A 15,808-nucleotide genomic window follows, 5' to 3' on the forward strand; every position below is an offset into this window, starting at 1 on the left:
AGGTACTGGATGCCGAAGGTCCAGCGATTGTTCGCATAGTCGTACTGGCGACCGCCCTGAAAGATGATCGTCGCCCGCAGATTGCCGTCGCCCACCGCCTTCTGGTCGAGAACGATGGCGCGTCGAATCTTCATCAGGACTTCGGTGTAGTCGGAACCGGCCGGCATGCCGTACTCGCCGGAATCGACCACATAGTCCCTGTGAAGAACGGCGCCCCTGGTGCGATTGGCGGCGGCCCCGGCCACCACCTCGAGTGTGACCGGGAACTCCGCGACCCTCGAGGTGTCCCCTCGATTCCGCACGGATGTCCTGAAACCATGGGTGCCGACGGCGAGCGGCGTCCCGATCGACAGCATGCCGGTGTCGGCATCCACGGTCACGCCGGCGGGCGCGCCCGAGATCGCGTAGGTGTAGGCGTAGCCGAATTCCGAGCCGCCCCATGCTTCGAGATAGCCGACCGGGCCGGTTTCCAGCGACGAGACGACGAACCGGGATTCGGCGAGCCACCTGGCCGGACTTGCGGCCGAGGGCGCGTCCTGGTGGGCGGCCGCCGCTGAACACGCCAGGAGGAGCGCGGCACAGATGAGGCGCTTGATGATCATCGCTGCTGCGTGACGCCGAAGCGCCATCCCACTGACAGATCGGATCGCTGTTCGATGCAGCGCGACCTGGAAGCCCGCCCTTTGCCGGATACTGCTGCCGAGCGGCCAGATCGGCGAAACATCTTCAATCACAGTCAGCCTCGGCAGCCAGGGCGGCAGTTCGGGTCAGGTGGAACGTGGCGCGCCCACGATCGTCATCGCTTCTGCGACTCCGCCACGATCAGCATGTTCGGCGCCAGCCGCCACGGCAATCACCCGAACGGCAAGCTGCTGACTGCTCGTACTGCGAGATCTTGGAAACATCGCCCATGAAAAAGCTGCTCCCGCCGGAGAGGGAGACAGAATAAGCAGACGAGCCGCCCAGTGGCGACTCAGCCGACGGCGGTAAAGCCGAAACCGAAGGTGGATGCCAGGTGCCCGACAAGGCCGATTGCGTTGCGCTGTCCGAGGTGCCTTCCGATGCGAGACTCCGGTCTCTGGCGCGACGCATACGCTTCTTGGCGATAAACTCGTGCAGCCAAGGCATCACCTGCACGTTGGCGTTTGCTCCGCGCCGGCAAGACGTGTGTGGGCGACCTGGTGCCGGTGATGCTCGTCTCCTCGCCGATAGCCGTGCCAAACCGGACGCTTGCACAGAAACTTCCGCATCCGGCTCGTTGCGGACGCTTTGGCATGGAGATCGATGTGACCGGTATCGCGCCCCTTTGCAGATCGCCCTCTCGGCGACGCGCGCCGTTTCCTGGAAGGCCTGGCGCTCGCCGAGGCCGACAAGGCGAAGTTTGTCCACGAGAACTGGGAACGCCTGACCGGAGATGCGGACGTTGCCGCTGGGTGACGATGCTCGTCATTCAGAAGACAGCCTAATAAGCTCATGCGGTTTCGTGGCGCTAATCGTTTCCGCCCTGGTTTCTATATCTTGGCCGTCGACGGCGTCAGCGTCGCCTCCTCGCAGGAGTTCCTGATCTCGAAGGAGGCTGCTGGCGGGCCCGCGTCGTTGAGAGTCCGGTCCGAGAAAGGACGCGGGCTCGGGCGGCTTCTTGCTATGCCCCGGCACTTTCCCGAGGAGAAAATTGTGATGTCTGTGACCTATGATTTCACGGGGCAGGTGGCGCTGGTCACCGGCGCGGCGTCGGGCATGGGCCTCGCCACGGCCCGGGCTTTCGCGGCAGCCGGAGCGGCCGTGGTCCTGTCCGACCTGGACGCGGATGCGGTTCGCGGCGCCGCGGAGGCGCTCGAGGCGGCGGGCCGCAAGGCCTTGGCGGTGGTCTGCGACGTCTCGGACGAGGCGCAAGTCGCGGCCATGGTGCGGGAGACCGTGGCGACGTTCGGGCGCCTCGACGCCGCGTTCAACAATGCGGGCATCCAGGTGCCGCCGAGCGACGCCGCCGACGAGCCGCTGGAGGACTTCGAGCGGGTCAATGCCGTCAATCTGCGCGGCGTCTGGGCCTGCATGAAGCATGAGCTGCGCCAGATGCGGGACCAGGGCAGCGGCGCGATCGTGAATTGTTCGTCGCTCGGAGGGCTGGTCGGGCTGCCGAGCCGGGCCGCCTATCACGCCTCCAAGCACGGCGTGATCGGGCTGACCCGGAGCGCCGCCCTGGAATACGCGCCGCGCGGCATTCGCATCAATGCGGTCTGCCCCGGCGTGATCGAAACGCCCATGGTCTCCGGCATGCTCGCGACGCAGGCGGATGCGATGAAGGAGATCCTCCGCGATCAGCCGATCGGGCGGCTCGGGCGTGCCCAGGAGATCGCCGACGCCGTCCTGTGGCTGTGCAGTTCCGGCTCCAGCTTCGTGATCGGTCACGCCCTCGCGGTCGACGGCGGTTTCACAGCGCATTGAGGAGGCGGGGCGCCGAGGCTCGGGCCGACGGTGCTGGCCGGAACGGCACGGTCATCCCGCCGATGCACCTTGCTCGATCGAAGGATCATGGTCGCCGGGCGCGGCCCGTTTTCGCGCATCGCTCCGGCAACGCCGATCGCGACGGGGAAGAAGGACGACGGCGCGCCCGTCGCAACCCTGGAGCCCGGTCCGACGCCGAACCACATGATCATGATCGGGAAGAATAGGCGCCGCCTGACTCGCTGTTGAGGTCCGCCGCGGAGGCGGGATGACCGCCCGCGGCCCGGTGCGGACGTTCATCGATCGTGGCCCAAAGGTCCGCCCCTCACCCAAAAGCGACGGTTCGGCGCGCCGAAGTCTCTCCTTACGCACGAGACGACGCGAGGACGCCCCGGTCCGGCAGGCGCCTGCGCATATAGGCCTGGGGGCTGCAGCCCATGTCGGTCCGGAACGCGTAGACGAAGGCGGAGGTCGAACCGTAGCCGAGCTCCATCGCCGTCTGCGTCACACCCAGGCCGCCGCCCAGCAGCTCGATTGCCTTGAACAGCCGCAGGCGCCGCCGCCAGGAGCGCAGGCTCATGCCCAGCCCCGCCTCGAAGCGCCGGGCCAGCGTCCGCGCCGACATTCCGAGCTCCCGGCCCCATTCCTCAGGACCGCGCGGATCGGCCGGGTCGGCATAGAGGGTCTCGCATATGGTGGCCAGCGCCCCTTCCCGCGGCCAGGGCAGCGCGCCCGGGAGGGGCTGCGCGCGCCGGAGCTGATCGAGGATCAGGCCGACGACACGGCCCGAGTAGCCGTCCGGATCCTCCTGCCCTTCGATCTCCGCGGCCTCGACGATCAGGGCCTGCAGCAGGGGCGAGACGCCGAAGATCGTGGGGCTCTCCGGGAGGCCGGCTCCGGCCTCGTGGGCGATCCAGAGGCTGCGGAACTCCGCTCCGAGCAGCGATCCGACCCGGTGCGGCGTGCCGGTCGGCAGCCATACCGCCTGCTCCGGCGAGATCACGAAGGAGCGGCCCGTCACCGCCACCGTCAGCACCCCGGAGATGGCGTAGACCACCTGGTTCCAGCGGTGCTCGTGCTCCGGGAAGTGGTGGCGCGCCGGAATGGACTGCGCCCGGACCGTCATCGGCGTCGGGGGAGCCGCGTCAGGCGGCGCCGTGATCGTCTCCCAGGTCATGGGCGGCCTCCGGATTTGTCCGCTAATCTACATAGATTGTCAGTCCGTCGAAAGACGGCCACGGCGTGAAGGGATAGTTTCGGCGCAGGCGGGCACGCCCTTCTTCCGGCCTGAGGACCATCATGTCGCATGTCAACGCCGGCACCGCGGCCGGGCTTTCAGCCGCTGCCCTCTATGAACACGAGCGCGGCAACGTCCTCAGGCTGGCCGTCGCGCAGGCGCTCGCCGGAGCGAATTCGACGGTCGTCTACGCGACGGGAGCGATCGTCGGCAACATGCTCGCGCCCAGCAAGCCGCTGGCGACCCTGCCCATCTCCATCTTCGTGGTGGGGATGGCCGCCTGCACCCTGCCCGCCGGCACGATCGCGCAGCGTCACGGCCGCCGCGCCGCCTTCCTGGCGGGAACGGGATGCGGGTTGCTCGTCGGCCTGCTGGCGGCCCTGGCGGTGGTGCTGGGCTCCTTCTGGCTGTTCTGCCTGGCGACGTTCTTCGGCGGCGCCTACGCAGCCGTGGTGCTGTCCTTCCGCTTCGCGGCCGCCGACTGCGCGCCGCCGGAGCGGCGCCCGCGGGCGCTGTCCGCCGTCATGGCCGGCGGGGTGGCCGCCGGGGTGATCGGGCCGCAGCTCGTCACCACCACCATGAACCTGTGGCCGCCGCACCTGTTCGCCGCCACCTTCCTGGCGCAGGCCGCCGTGGCCGCGGTGTCCGCCCTGATCCTGCTCGGCGTCCGGCTTCCCGCGCCGACGGCGGCAACGGGGAAAGCCGGCGGCCGCCCGCTCGGCGCCATCATGCGCCAGCCGCGCTTCATCACCGCCGTGATCTGCGGGGTCGTGTCCTATCTGCTCATGAACTTCCTGATGACGGCCGCACCCCTGGCCATGCAGATGTGCGGCCTGTCGCAGGAATCGTCCAATCTCGGGCTGCAGTGGCACGTGATCGCGATGTATGCGCCCAGCTTCTTCACCGGACGGCTGATCACGCGCTTCGGTGCGGCCCGCGTGGTCACGGCCGGGCTGGTCCTGACCGCCGCGTCCGCCGCGGTCGGGCTGACGGGCGTGGATGTCGCGCATTTCTGGCTGACGCTGATCCTGCTCGGCCTCGGCTGGAACTTCGGCTTCGTGGGCGCTTCGGCCATGGTGCTCGAATGCCACGCCCCCGAGGAAAAGGCGCGGGTGCAGTCGCTGAACGACTTCGTCGTGTTCGGGACCATGGCCTTCGGGTCCTTCCTGTCCGGCGGCCTGCTGACGTCCTATGGGTGGGCCACGGTCCTCTGGCTGTCCTTCGCCCCTCTCGCCGTGGCCGTCGTCGCGCTTGCCGCCGCCCCTCGCCCCGGCCGTGCGATCGGCTGAAGCGCGCCGATCGTCTGCAAAGCGCTCACTCGTACCGCAAGGCCTCGACAGGATCGAGCCGCGCGGCCCGCCAAGCGGGGTAGGCCGAGGCCAGAAGCGACAGCACCAGCGCCATGCCGCAGACCAGCACGACCTCGCCCGCGTCGATCTCGGTCGGGATCCGGGTCAAGGAGTACTGCCGGGGGTCGAAGATCGGCGTGCCGGTCAACTGCTGCAGCCACTGTCGCAGCGTCTCCAGGCTGTCTGCCAGGGCGATGCCGAGGCCGAGCCCGGCCAGGGTGCCGATGACGCCGATGGTGGCGCCGGCCAGGAAGAAGATGCGCAGGATCGACCCGCGCGAGGCGCCCATGGTGCGCAGGATGGCGATGTCGCCGCCCTTCTCCTTCACCAGCATGATCAGGCTGGAGATGATGTTGAAGGCGGCCACCAGCACGATCAGCGACAGGATCACGAAGATCACGTTCCGCTGACCGGCGACGATGTCGAGATAGCCGCTCAGCGCCTGCTTCCAGTCGAAGAAGCGGACGCCGGGGCCGGCGGCCCGCTGCAGGGCCGGGCCGATCTCGGCGATCCGGTCCGGATCGCGGACGTAGAGGTCGAGCCGGGACACGCCCTGGAGGCCGAGGAAGGACTGCGCCGTCTCCAGCGGCAGAACGGCGACGCCGGTGTCGAACTGGTAAAGGCCGGCGTCGAAGATCGCGGCCACGGTGAAGGCGCGCGCCGTCGGGCCGGCGGATTGCTCCCCCTGCCCCGCGGCGCCCGGCGCCAGCAGCGTCAGCTTCCCGCCGAGGGAGAGGCCGAGCTTCTCGGCCAGGCCCTTGCCGATCGCGACGGCATCGCCGCCGGCGAGGGCGTCGGGCGACTGCAACTGCAGGGCCTGCGCGATCAGCGGCCGGGCCAGGAAATCCTCCGGCCGCTCGCCGCGGATCTCGACCCCGGCCGAGGCCTTGCCGGCGCTGGCCAGCGCCATGCCCTGGACCACCGGCACCACCCGGGTGACGCCGTCGACCCCGCGCAGCCGCCCCGCCACCGCCTCGTAATCGGCGATGGCGCGGCCGCCCAGCGGCGCAACGCTGACATGGGCGTTGAGGCCGAGGAACCGGGCCAGCAGCTCGGTCTGGAAGCCGTTCATCACCGAGGTGACGGTGATCAGCGTGGCGACGCCGATGACGATGCCGAGCAGTGAGAAGCCGGCGATCAGGGAGACGAAGCCCTGGCCGCGGCGGGACCGCAGATAGCGGAAGGCGACTTTGCGCTCGAAGGCGTTGAACATGGCCTAGCGCTCGACCAGCACGCCGTCATGCATCTCCACCACCCGGTCCATGCGCGCGGCCAGCTCCAGGTTGTGGGTGGCGATCAGGGCGCCGACGCCGGTCGAGCGCACCACCTCGACCAGCATCTCGAACACCGAGTCCGAGGTGGCATGGTCGAGATTGCCGGTCGGCTCGTCGGCGATCAGCACCTTCGGCGCGTTGGCCAGCGCCCGGGCGATGGCGACGCGCTGCTGCTCGCCGCCCGAGAGCTGGGCCGGGCGATGCTCCAGCCGGCCGGCGAGGCCGACCCGGGCCAGCAGCTCCCGCCCCCGCTGGCGGGCCTCGCCGCGCGAACGTCCGGCGATCATCTGCGGCAGCACCACGTTCTCGATGGCGCTGAACTCCGGCAGCAGGTGGTGGAACTGGTAGACGAAGCCGATGGCCGAGCGGCGCAGCGCCGTGCGCGGCCCGTCGCCGAGACCGTCGCAGCGCTGGCCGGCGATGGTGATGGCGCCGCCGTCCGGCTGCTCCAGCAGGCCGGCGATGTGCAGCAGGGTCGACTTGCCGGCGCCGCTGGGGCCGACCAGGGCCACGATCTGCCCCCCGGCCAGCGACAGGTCGGCGCCGCGCAGCACGTCGAGCCGGGTCTCGCCCTGCCGGAAGCTGCGGCGGATGCCTTCGAGGCGGAGGACCTCCGCGGTGGTGGTCATGGGGGCGTCACTCATAGCGCAGGGCCTCCACCGGATCGAGCCGGGCCGCCCGCCAGGCCGGGAAGATCGAGGCCAGGAAGGTCAGGCCGATGGCGAGGAGGCAGACCGCGACCACCTGGCCCGGATCGACCAGCGCCGGCAGCGAGGCCAGGAAGCTGAACTCGGCGGCGAAGGTGCCGGGCCCCAGCAGGCCCTGCAGCCATTCGCGGATGGCGTCGACATTGGCGGCGAGTCCCAGGCCGAGGGCGAGGCCGGCCAGGGTGCCGACCACGCCGATGGTGGCGCCGGTCAGGAAGAAGATGCGCAGGATGGCGCCGCGCGAGGCGCCCATGGTGCGCAGGATCGCGATGTCGCCGCCCTTGTCCTTCACCAGCATCACCAGGCTGGAGATGATGTTGAACGCCGCCACCAGGATGATCAGGGTCAGGATGATGAACATGACGCTGCGCTCGACCTGCAACGCCGTGAAGATTGTGGCGTTGGCGTCGCGCCAGTCCGATACCTTCAGCTCGGACCCGACCGCGTCGGCCACCCGCGCCCGCACGGCGTCGAGCCGCTCCGGATCGGCGGTGAAGATGTCGAGCCCGCCGGCCTGGCCCTTCATCTGGAACAGCTGCTGCGCCGCCTCCAGCGGCATGTAGACGGTCAGGCTGTCGGCCTCCTGCAGGCCGGTGGTGAAGATCGCGGCCACGGCGTAGGTCTTGGCCCGCGGCACCGAGCCGAAGGCGGTGCGGTTGAACCGCGGCGTAACCAGCGTCAGCTCGTCGCCCAGGCGGACGCCGAACTGGGCGGCCAAGCCGCTGCCGATGGCGATCACGTCGGTGCCGGAGAAATCCTCCGGCCTGTCGATCAGCAGCGACCGGGCTATCGCCGGGCGGCCCAGAAAATCCGCCGGCTCGACCCCTTGGACCTCGACGGGCGCACCCTGCAGCGTGGTGAAGTCGGAATCGCGGCTGACCAGCGCCTGGTCCTCGATCACCGGCGTCACCCGCACCACGCCCGGCACCTGCCGCAGCTTGTCTGCCAGCGGACCGTAGTCCGGCAGGCCGGCGCCGGCCGCGGCGCTGACCTTGAGATGGGCGTCGAGGCCCAGCACGCGCTGCACCAGCTGGGCGCGGAAGCCGTTCATCACCGACATGACGATGATCAGCGTCGCCACGCCCAGCAGGATGCCGAGGAAGGAGAAGCCGGCGATGACGGAGATGAAGCCTTCCTTCCTGCGGGCCCGCAGGTAGCGGAAGGCGACTTTCCGTTCGAAGGCGTTGAACATGCGGCTGCGATCAGGCAGCGGGGTGGGGGAGCGTCATCGCCATCATCTCACCGCCATGGCGAGGCGCGCAGCGCCGTGGCCATCCAGGGGCCGGTGCGAGCCGCCCTGGATGGCCACGCCCCTTCGGGGCTCGCCATGACGATAAGAGCCTGGGGCATGAACCGTTCCCGCCTCAGCCCTTGATCCGCGCCACCACCGCGTCGAGCGGCAGCTCGATCTTCTCGCCGGTGGCCCGGCGCTTGATCTCGGCCGTGCCGGAGGCGGCGCCGCGCGGCCCGATCACCACCTGCCAGGGCAGGCCGATCAGGTCCATCTCGGCGAATTTCGCCCCCGCCCGCTCGTCGCGGTCGTCGTAGAGCGGGTCGAGGCCGGCGTTGCGGAAGCGCTGGTACAGGTCCTGGGCTGCCGCGTCGCAGGCGGCGTCGTCCGGCTTCAGGTTGATCAGCCCGACATCGAAGGGCGCCACCGAATCCGGCCAGATGATGCCGGCCTCGTCATGGCTGGCCTCGATGATGGCGCCGACCAGGCGCGACACGCCGATGCCGTAGCTGCCGCCCTCGACCGGCCGCTGCACGCCGTCCGGCCCCGTCACCATCGCGCCCATCGGCTCCGAGTACTTGGCGCCGAAATAGAAGATGTGGCCGACCTCGATGCCGCGCCGGGTCTGCAGCTCGGATTCGGGGATCGGGCACTTGGCCGGGTCGTGCAGCTCGTCCGCCGCGGCGTAGAGGCTGGTGACGCGCTCGACGAAGGCGGCCAGGTCGTCCTCGGGGCCGAGCTGCCGCGCCTCGGTGTCGAGCTCCAGCACGCGCGGATCGACATAGAGCTGGCTCTCGCCGGTGTCGGCGAGGATCTGGAACTCGTGGCTCAGGTCGCCGCCGATCGGGCCGGTGTCGGCCTTCACCGGCACCGCCTTCAGCCCCATCCGGGCGAAGGTGCTGAGATAGCAGACGAAGAATTTGTTGTACGACCTCCGCGCGGCCTCGTAGTCGATGTCGAAGCTGTACGCGTCCTTCATCAGGAACTCGCGGCCGCGCATCACGCCGAAGCGGGGGCGCACCTCGTCCCGGAACTTCCACTGGATGTGGTACAGCAGCTGCGGCAGCTGCTTGTAGCTCTTCACCGCCGACCGGAAGATGTCGGTGACCACCTCCTCGTTGGTCGGCCCGTACAGCAGGTCGCGGTCGCCGCGGTCGCGGATCCGCAGCATCTCCTTGCCGTAATCGTCGTAGCGGCCGCTCTCGCGCCACAGATCGGCCGACTGGATCGTCGGCATCAGGATCTCCTGGCAGCCGAAGCGGTCCTGCTCCTCACGCACGATCTGCTCGATCTTCTTCAGCACCCGGAAGCCCAGCGGCAGCCACGAATAGATGCCGGCCGCCTGCTGCCGGATCATGCCGGCGCGCAGCATCAGGCGATGCGACACGATCTGCGCCTCGCTGGGAGTCTCCTTCAGGGTGGGCAGGAAGAACTGGGACAGGCGCATCGAGCGGGCTTCCGTCTGGAACCGTTGAGAACGTCAGGCGCGCGACTTTAGGGAAGGACCGGCGGCCTGTCCATGCAGGGTTCCGCGCCACCTCGAATCTCCCCATAAATGCCCCAATTCCTTCACGCACGGCGACCCGAGGTCCCCACCATGCTCGAACGGCTGTTCGGACTGTCCGAACATGGCACCACCCTGCGCACCGAGGTCCTCGCGGGTGTGACCACCTTCCTGACGATGGCCTACATCATCTTCGTCAACCCGCAGATCCTGGCCTCGACCGGAATGGACCACGGCGCCGTGTTCGTGGCCACCTGCCTGGCCTCGGCGGTCGCCTCGGCCTTCATGGGCCTCTACGCCAACTACCCGATCGCGATGGCGCCGGGCATGGGGCTGAACGCCTATTTCGCCTACACCGTGGTCGGGCAGATGGGCTATTCCTGGCAGGTGGCGCTGGGCGCCGTGTTCCTGTCCGGCCTGCTGTTCCTGGTGATCAGCGTCCTGCCGATCCGGGAAGCGATCGTGAACAGCATCCCGCGGTCGCTGAAGATGGCGATCTCGGCCGGCATCGGCTTCTTCCTGGGCATCATCGCGCTGCAGAACGCCGGCGTCATCGTCGCCAACCCGGCGACCATGGTCGGCATCGGCAACCTGCACGCCGTGCCGACGATCCTGGCCGCGGTCGGCTTCGTCGTCATGGCGGCGCTGGTGGCGCTGCGGGTCACCGGGGCGATCATCATAGGCATCCTCGGCGTCGCGGTCGCCGGCATCCTGCTCGGCGTGTCGCAGTTCAACGGCATCGTCGCCCTGCCGCCGTCCCTCGCCCCGACCTTCCTGCAGCTCGACCTGTCGGGCGCGGTGCATGTCGGCCTGATCAGCATCGTCTTCGCCTTCCTGTTCGTCGACCTGTTCGACAATGCCGGCACGCTGATCGGCGTCGCCCACCGCGCCGGCCTCCTGGACGCGCGGGGCCGGCTGCCGCGGCTGCGCAAGGCGCTGCTGGCCGACAGCACCATGGCCTGCCTGGGCTCGGCGCTCGGCACCTCGACCGTGACCAGCTACATCGAGAGCGCGGCCGGGGTGAATGCCGGCGGCCGCACCGGGCTGACCGCCGTGGTGGTCGCGGTGCTGTTCCTGCTGTGCCTGTTCCTGGCGCCGCTGGCCACCAGCATCCCGGCCTTCGCCACGGCCCCCGCCCTGCTGTTCGTCGCCTGCCTGATGGTGCGCGGCCTGGCCGAGATCGACTGGGAGGACACGACGGAATTCGTGCCCGCCGTGGTCTGTGCGGTGGCGATGCCGCTGACTTACTCAATCGCCCATGGAATAGCCTTCGGCTTCATCACCTATGCCGGCGTCAAGCTGCTCGCCGGCCGCGTGCGGGACATCCATCCGGCGGTGGCGATCCTGGCCGTGCTGTTCGTGCTGAAATTCGCTCTGATCTGACCGCATGGGGGGCATGCGATTCTGCGTGACAGCCGCATGAATCCTCGCTAAGGTCCGCCTCGCCTGAACAATAAAAGCGACAAGGGCAGGCTCGAGTTTAGGGAGGAAACTGTCGGGGGTGCTGGCAGGACTAAAGTCCGCCGACACAACTATAAGGACAGATTTTCGACCGGCAGGTGCTTCGGCCCTGCCGTTTTTTTGTGCGCGGGCACCCATGCGGCTCCCCGATCATTGCCGGCACTCTCATTGACGATCCGCGAGGCTCGTGATGGTCGTCCCGAAGTCCGCACGCGCCGTCCTGTCCGTGATCGCCCCTCCCTTCATCCGCCGGGGATCGTCGTCAGGACATTGAGCGGCACGAGCGTCTCGCCCGGCCGCGGATCGATCCCCACCAGCATGAAGACGTCGCGGCCGTCCGGGCTTTCATAGCCGTGCGCCCACGCGTCGCCGTGCGGAATCTCCTGTGTCACCGCCCGCCAGCGGCGGTGGTCGACCATCTCCTCGTCGAAACGGCGCCGCAGCGCCGCGAGATCGGCATCCGCCGGCAGGGTGAGACGGATGAGCCTCAGCCTGGCCTTGCCGCCGTACCGCTCCGCCAGCGCGTCGAAGACCGGTCCCCAGGCACGCAGGTCACGCGCGCCGACGGCGTCCCCGAAGGCGTACTCGTCCGACCGTCCGACGCCCGCCGGCCAGGGCGGCAGGCTGAGCTCGGACGGCGGCGAGCGATCCCATACGAGGCCGACCACCAACGCCACGGCCGCCGCGGCGGTCAACACCAGAGCGGCCCTTCGAGAGGCCGTGGAACGAAGGCCGATCATGAATCCCCTGCGCCGCATTGCTCCAGACGAGAGCCATGATTGACAGAGACTCGTGTCTTTTTGGAGATCCGGTCTTCAGGGCGGGACCGCCCGTTTCAGCCCCCGCGCCGCCAGGGCGGGTCGAGCTTCAGGATCGTGGCGTAGACCGGGCAGCCCGGATGGTGGGTCCCGGGCAAGTAGCCGAGGCTCATCAGGAATTCGCCGACGATCTCGCCGCCGGTGAAGCGGAAGGTCTTCTTGAACAGCTTCACCCATTCCGCCTTGGTCAGCGGGTGATGGGCGTCGAGCCAGGCGGCGAAGCTGCCGTGGCTGTCGCGGATCGCCTGCAGCCGTTTGGCGTTCTCGATCGCCGCGTCGACCTTCAGCCGGTTGCGGATGACGCCGGGATCGGTCAGCAGGCGGGCGCGGTCGGCGTCGCCGAAGGCCGCCACCTTGTCGATGTCGAAGCCGGCATAGGCGCGGCGGAAGCTCTCGCGCTTCTTCAGCATCAGGTCCCAGGACAGGCCGGCCTGGTTGATCTCGAGGATCAGCCGCTCGAACAGCACCGAATCGTCGCGGGCCGGGAAGCCGTATTCGGTGTCGTGATAGGCCTTGTGCAGCGGGTCGCCCTCGGCGAAGGCGCAGTAGGTCTTCGCCGGCGCCGGTGTGGTCAGTATCGCCCCTTCGTCCATGATTCGGCCCAGTCCCGGAAGGAGAAGACGTTCTCGCTGATCAGAACATAGATCACCAGCCATAGCACGATGCTGATCGCGGTGGTGATCAGCACCTTGCGGCCCATCCGCGGATTGGCCGGGGCCCCGACCTGATGGCCGGGCTGCGCATCGTCGACCTGGGGCCGCACGCCCCAGGGCAGGACCGCGAAGATCACGGTCCACCAGATGATGACGAAGACGACGATGCCGCTGACCAGGCCCATGCGTTCCCTCCGGACTGTCCCCCCCTCCTTACCCGTCCAAGCGGGCGGGATGCATGGGTCTTTTCGTCCCTGCGGACCCTACACCTGCTCGATCTCGGTCAGGGTGCCGGCGACATCGGCCGGGTGCAGGAACAGCACCGGCTTGCCATGCGCGCCGATCTTCGGCTCGCCGTTGCCGAGCACGCGCAGCCCCGCCGCGATCAGCCGGTCGCGCGCCGCCAGGATGTCCTCGACCTCGTAGCAGAGGTGATGGATGCCGCCCTTCGGGTTGCGCTCCAGGAACTTGGCGACCGGCGAACCCTCGCCCAGCGGGTGCAGCAGCTCGATCTTGGTGTTGGGCAGGGCAACGAAGACGGTGGTCACGCCGTGCTCCGGCAGGTCGACCGGCGCCGACACCTCCGCCCCGAGCGTCTCGCGGTAGAGGCGCGACGCCGCCGCCAGATCCGGCACGGCGATGGCGACGTGGTTGAGCCGGCCGATCATGTCACAGCCTGATCAGATGCACTTCGGTGACCGGCTTCTTGCCGTGCCAGCTGCGGATCGTGCGCCGCACCGTCACCCGCGCCGTCTCGCTGATCGCGGCGTCGTCGTTGCGCTGGGCCCGTGGCAAGCTCTCGATCGCGGAGCGCACCTCCTCCGCCACCTCGGCCTCGCTGTCGGCCTGGTCCTCGGCGTCCTCGATGCCCAGCAGCGCCACCTTCGGGTCCGCCGCCATGCGGCCGTCGCGGTCGAGCACCAGGGTCACCACCGCGGCGCCGTTGTGGATGATGCGCTGGCGGTCGCGGATCGCCTCGCCCCCCAGCGGCACCAGATGGTGCCCGTCCAGCGCCAGCCTTCCGTGCTCGACATTGTCGACGATCTCCAGCGGCCCGGGCGCCAGGCGGATCAGGGCGCCGTTGCGCGGCACCAGCGTCTGCGCCACCTGCCCCGCCTCGGCCAGCGCCGCATGGGCGCGCATGTGCCGCTCCTCGCCATGCACCGGCACCACCGCCTGGGGCTTGAGCCATTGGTAGAGGGTGGTCAGCTCGTCCCGCGCCGGGTGGCCCGAGCAATGGACATTGGCGTCGTCCGGCGTGATCAGCGTGACGCCCTGGGCCACCAGCGCGTTCTGCACCCGGCCGATCGCCTTCTCGTTGCCCGGGATCTCGCGGGCCGAGAAGATCACCGTGTCGCCGGCCTCGAGCGTGATGTGCGGGTGGCTGTCGCCGGCGATGCGCGACAGGGCCGAGCGCGCCTCTCCCTGGCTGCCGGTGCAGACCAGCACGATCTTGTCCCGCGGGATGTAGCCGGCCTCGTCCTCGCGCAGGAACGGCTCTGGCAGGTCGGTCATGTAGCCGGTGCTCTGCGCCGCCTCCATGATCTTCCACAGCGACCGGCCGACCAGGGCGCATTGTCGCCCGGCCTGCTGCGCCGCCAGCGCCACGCTGCGGATGCGCGCGACATTGGAGGAGAAGCAGGTGACGACGACGCGGTTCGGCTGGGCCGCGATCACGCGGGCCAGGCCCTCGCGCACCTCCTCCTCCGAGCCGGAGCGGCCGGGGGTCAGGGCGTTGGTGCTGTCGCCCATCACCGCGATCACGCCCTTGTCGCCGAGCTGGCGCAGCGTCGCCTCGTCGGTCACCGCGCCGACCTGCGGCGCCGGGTCCAGCTTCCAGTCGCCGGTGTGGATCACGGCGCCGTGCCGGGTCCGGATCACCAGGGCGTTCGGCTCCGGCACCGAATGGGTCATGGTGATGAAGCCGACGCCGAAGGGGCCGATCTCGACATCGCCGCCCAGCGGCACCTCGATGATCGGCACCTGGTCGGCGAAATCGGTCTCGCGCAGCTTGATCCGCAGCACCGCGGCGGTGAAGGGCGTGGCGTAGATCGGGCAGCGCAGGTCGGGCCACAGGAGGGTGATGGCGCCGATATGGTCCTCATGCGCATGGGTGACCACGAGCCCCAGCAGGGCCTTGCGCCGCTGCTCGATGAAGACCGGGTCGGGCACGATCAGGTCGACGCCCGGCACCGATTCGTCGGCGAAGGTGACCCCGCAATCGACCATCAGCCACGCGCCGTCGTGGCCGTAGAGATACAGGTTCATCCCGATCTCCCCGGCGCCGCCGAGCGGCAGGAAGTAGAGGGCGTCGTCGGGGCCGTTGGCCGCGGGGGAGAGATTCATGTGGTGGCGTTTCGCTCGTAAATGAGGCGCAGTCCGCGCAGGGTCAGTTCGCTGTCGATGTGGTCGATCATATCGGTCGCCTGGGCGAAAACGCTACCGAGGCCGCCCGTGGTAATCACCGTCACCGGCGGCGTGCCGGTCGGCGACAGCTCGTTCTTGATGCGGGTGATCAGCCCCTCGATCATGCTGAGATACCCCCAGAACATGCCGGACTGCATGGCCGGGATGGTGCCGGGGCCGATCACGCGCTCCGGCCGCACGATCTCGACCTTGGGCAACTGGGCCGCCACCTTGTGCAACGCGTCGAGGGCCAGCTGGGGTCCCGGGGCGATGATGCCGCCGACGAAGTCGCCATCGGCGTTGACCACGTCGAAGGTGGTGCCGGTGCCGATGTCGACCACGATCAGCGGCTTGGGATAGCTGGCGCCGGCGGAGACGGCGTTGACCAGCCGGTCGGCCCCGGCCTCGCGCGGGTTCAGCAGCAGGTTCCTGATGCCGAGCTCGACCGACGGGTCGCCGACCCGCATCGGATCGGTGCCGAAATGGTCGCGGCACAGCTTCGCCAGGTTGAAGGTCGCGGCCGGCACCACGCTGGACAGGATCGAGCGGGTGACGTCCATCGGCCGCAGCCCCCGCATCGCCATCAGCGAGACCAGCCAGACGGCGTATTCGTCCGAAGTGCGCCGGCTGTCGGTGGCGATCCGCCACTGGCCCTTCTGCTGCGCCCCATCGAACACGGCGAAGACGATGTTGGTGTTGCCCGCATCGATGGCGAGAAGCATC

At 69.1% G+C, this 15,808-nt stretch carries 15 protein-coding genes; 3 read left to right on the forward strand and 12 right to left on the reverse strand.

Annotated features, from left to right (window positions below):
• Window positions 1–602 (reverse strand): hypothetical protein (locus G537_RS37645; RefSeq protein WP_026873051.1); only part of this gene is annotated, 602 nt, incomplete at its 3' end.
• A gap of 916 nt (window positions 603–1,518) precedes the next feature.
• Here G537_RS37645 and G537_RS0112285 point away from each other — a divergent pair.
• Window positions 1,519–2,445, forward strand: coding sequence for an SDR family oxidoreductase (locus G537_RS0112285; protein ID WP_245579007.1), 927 nt, complete (start codon window positions 1,519–1,521; stop codon window positions 2,443–2,445).
• A 364-nt stretch (window positions 2,446–2,809) separates the two neighbouring features.
• Here the strand turns inward: G537_RS0112285 and G537_RS0112290 are convergent, their stop codons facing one another.
• Complete coding sequence (locus G537_RS0112290) at window positions 2,810–3,622, reverse strand: AraC family transcriptional regulator (protein WP_026870373.1); 813 nt, start codon at window positions 3,620–3,622, stop codon at window positions 2,810–2,812.
• Between the two features lie 122 nt (window positions 3,623–3,744).
• On the opposite strand from G537_RS0112290, the gene G537_RS0112295 reads away from it, so the two are divergent.
• On the forward strand, window positions 3,745–4,971 hold the full coding sequence (locus G537_RS0112295) for an MFS transporter (protein ID WP_026870374.1): 1,227 nt from the start codon (window positions 3,745–3,747) through the stop codon (window positions 4,969–4,971).
• A gap of 25 nt (window positions 4,972–4,996) precedes the next feature.
• Here G537_RS0112295 and G537_RS0112300 read toward each other — a convergent pair whose 3' ends face one another.
• From G537_RS0112300 to proS, 4 genes are all read right to left on the reverse strand, one after another.
• The gene (locus tag G537_RS0112300; protein ID WP_026870375.1) at window positions 4,997–6,244 is read right to left on the reverse strand and encodes a lipoprotein-releasing ABC transporter permease subunit; all 1,248 of its coding nucleotides are present in this window, start codon (window positions 6,242–6,244) and stop codon (window positions 4,997–4,999) included.
• Window positions 6,245–6,247: 3 nt separating this feature from the next.
• Window positions 6,248–6,949: an ABC transporter ATP-binding protein gene (locus G537_RS0112305; RefSeq protein WP_026870376.1), complete on the reverse strand. Its 702-nt coding sequence runs from the start codon at window positions 6,947–6,949 to the stop codon at window positions 6,248–6,250.
• Window positions 6,942–8,204, reverse strand: coding sequence for a lipoprotein-releasing ABC transporter permease subunit (locus G537_RS0112310; protein WP_026870377.1), 1,263 nt, complete (start codon window positions 8,202–8,204; stop codon window positions 6,942–6,944). The genes G537_RS0112305 and G537_RS0112310 overlap by 8 nt, the downstream gene beginning before the upstream one ends.
• Before the next feature lie 172 nt (window positions 8,205–8,376).
• The gene (proS, locus tag G537_RS0112315) at window positions 8,377–9,690 is read right to left on the reverse strand and encodes a proline--tRNA ligase (protein ID WP_026870378.1); all 1,314 of its coding nucleotides are present in this window, start codon (window positions 9,688–9,690) and stop codon (window positions 8,377–8,379) included.
• Between the two features lie 150 nt (window positions 9,691–9,840).
• Between proS and G537_RS0112320 the strand changes: the two genes are divergently transcribed.
• Window positions 9,841–11,130 (forward strand): NCS2 family permease, encoded by a 1,290-nt coding sequence (locus G537_RS0112320; RefSeq protein WP_026870379.1) that lies wholly within the window; start codon window positions 9,841–9,843, stop codon window positions 11,128–11,130.
• A 320-nt stretch (window positions 11,131–11,450) separates the two neighbouring features.
• Here G537_RS0112320 and G537_RS0112325 read toward each other — a convergent pair whose 3' ends face one another.
• From G537_RS0112325 to G537_RS0112350, 6 genes are all read right to left on the reverse strand, one after another.
• Window positions 11,451–11,948 (reverse strand): twin-arginine translocation signal domain-containing protein, encoded by a 498-nt coding sequence (locus tag G537_RS0112325; protein ID WP_162146101.1) that lies wholly within the window; start codon window positions 11,946–11,948, stop codon window positions 11,451–11,453.
• A 95-nt stretch (window positions 11,949–12,043) separates the two neighbouring features.
• The gene (locus G537_RS0112330) at window positions 12,044–12,619 is read right to left on the reverse strand and encodes a DNA-3-methyladenine glycosylase I (RefSeq protein WP_051248354.1); all 576 of its coding nucleotides are present in this window, start codon (window positions 12,617–12,619) and stop codon (window positions 12,044–12,046) included.
• On the reverse strand, window positions 12,598–12,864 hold the full coding sequence (locus tag G537_RS0112335) for a DUF1467 family protein (protein WP_026870382.1): 267 nt from the start codon (window positions 12,862–12,864) through the stop codon (window positions 12,598–12,600). Before G537_RS0112335 ends, G537_RS0112330 begins: the two co-directional genes overlap by 22 nt.
• A gap of 78 nt (window positions 12,865–12,942) precedes the next feature.
• On the reverse strand, window positions 12,943–13,347 hold the full coding sequence (gene mce / locus G537_RS0112340) for a methylmalonyl-CoA epimerase (RefSeq protein WP_026870383.1): 405 nt from the start codon (window positions 13,345–13,347) through the stop codon (window positions 12,943–12,945).
• 1 nt (window position 13,348) lies between these two features.
• Window positions 13,349–15,025 carry a ribonuclease J gene (locus tag G537_RS0112345; RefSeq protein WP_026870384.1) on the reverse strand — a complete coding sequence of 559 codons (1,677 nt, stop codon included), beginning with the start codon at window positions 15,023–15,025 and terminating at the stop codon, window positions 13,349–13,351.
• Window positions 15,022–15,807, reverse strand: coding sequence for a type III pantothenate kinase (locus tag G537_RS0112350; protein ID WP_026870385.1), 786 nt, complete (start codon window positions 15,805–15,807; stop codon window positions 15,022–15,024). The genes G537_RS0112345 and G537_RS0112350 overlap by 4 nt, the downstream gene beginning before the upstream one ends.
• Between the last annotated feature and the right edge of the window lies 1 nt (window position 15,808).

It is taken from the genome of Inquilinus limosus DSM 16000 (assembly GCF_000423185.1).
GTDB lineage: Bacteria > Pseudomonadota > Alphaproteobacteria > DSM-16000 > Inquilinaceae > Inquilinus > Inquilinus limosus.

Excerpts from the sequence above, each read along its gene's own strand:
- G537_RS0112345 (WP_026870384.1), bottom strand. The coding sequence starts at position 15,025 with ATGAATCTCTCCCCCGCGGCCAACGGCCCCGACGACGCCCTCTACTTC.
- mce (WP_026870383.1), bottom strand. The coding sequence starts at position 13,347 with ATGATCGGCCGGCTCAACCACGTCGCCATCGCCGTGCCGGATCTGGCG.
- G537_RS0112335 (WP_026870382.1), bottom strand. The coding sequence starts at position 12,864 with ATGGGCCTGGTCAGCGGCATCGTCGTCTTCGTCATCATCTGGTGGACC.
- G537_RS0112305 (WP_026870376.1), bottom strand. The coding sequence starts at position 6,949 with ATGAGTGACGCCCCCATGACCACCACCGCGGAGGTCCTCCGCCTCGAA.
- G537_RS0112310 (WP_026870377.1), bottom strand. The coding sequence starts at position 8,204 with ATGTTCAACGCCTTCGAACGGAAAGTCGCCTTCCGCTACCTGCGGGCC.
- G537_RS0112350 (WP_026870385.1), bottom strand. The coding sequence starts at position 15,807 with ATGCTTCTCGCCATCGATGCGGGCAACACCAACATCGTCTTCGCCGTG.
- G537_RS0112300 (WP_026870375.1), bottom strand. The coding sequence starts at position 6,244 with ATGTTCAACGCCTTCGAGCGCAAAGTCGCCTTCCGCTATCTGCGGTCC.
- G537_RS0112290 (WP_026870373.1), bottom strand. The coding sequence starts at position 3,622 with ATGACCTGGGAGACGATCACGGCGCCGCCTGACGCGGCTCCCCCGACG.
- G537_RS0112320 (WP_026870379.1), top strand. The coding sequence starts at position 9,841 with ATGCTCGAACGGCTGTTCGGACTGTCCGAACATGGCACCACCCTGCGC.
- proS (WP_026870378.1), bottom strand. The coding sequence starts at position 9,690 with ATGCGCCTGTCCCAGTTCTTCCTGCCCACCCTGAAGGAGACTCCCAGC.
- G537_RS0112325 (WP_162146101.1), bottom strand. The coding sequence starts at position 11,948 with ATGATCGGCCTTCGTTCCACGGCCTCTCGAAGGGCCGCTCTGGTGTTG.
- G537_RS0112295 (WP_026870374.1), top strand. The coding sequence starts at position 3,745 with ATGTCGCATGTCAACGCCGGCACCGCGGCCGGGCTTTCAGCCGCTGCC.
- G537_RS0112330 (WP_051248354.1), bottom strand. The coding sequence starts at position 12,619 with ATGGACGAAGGGGCGATACTGACCACACCGGCGCCGGCGAAGACCTAC.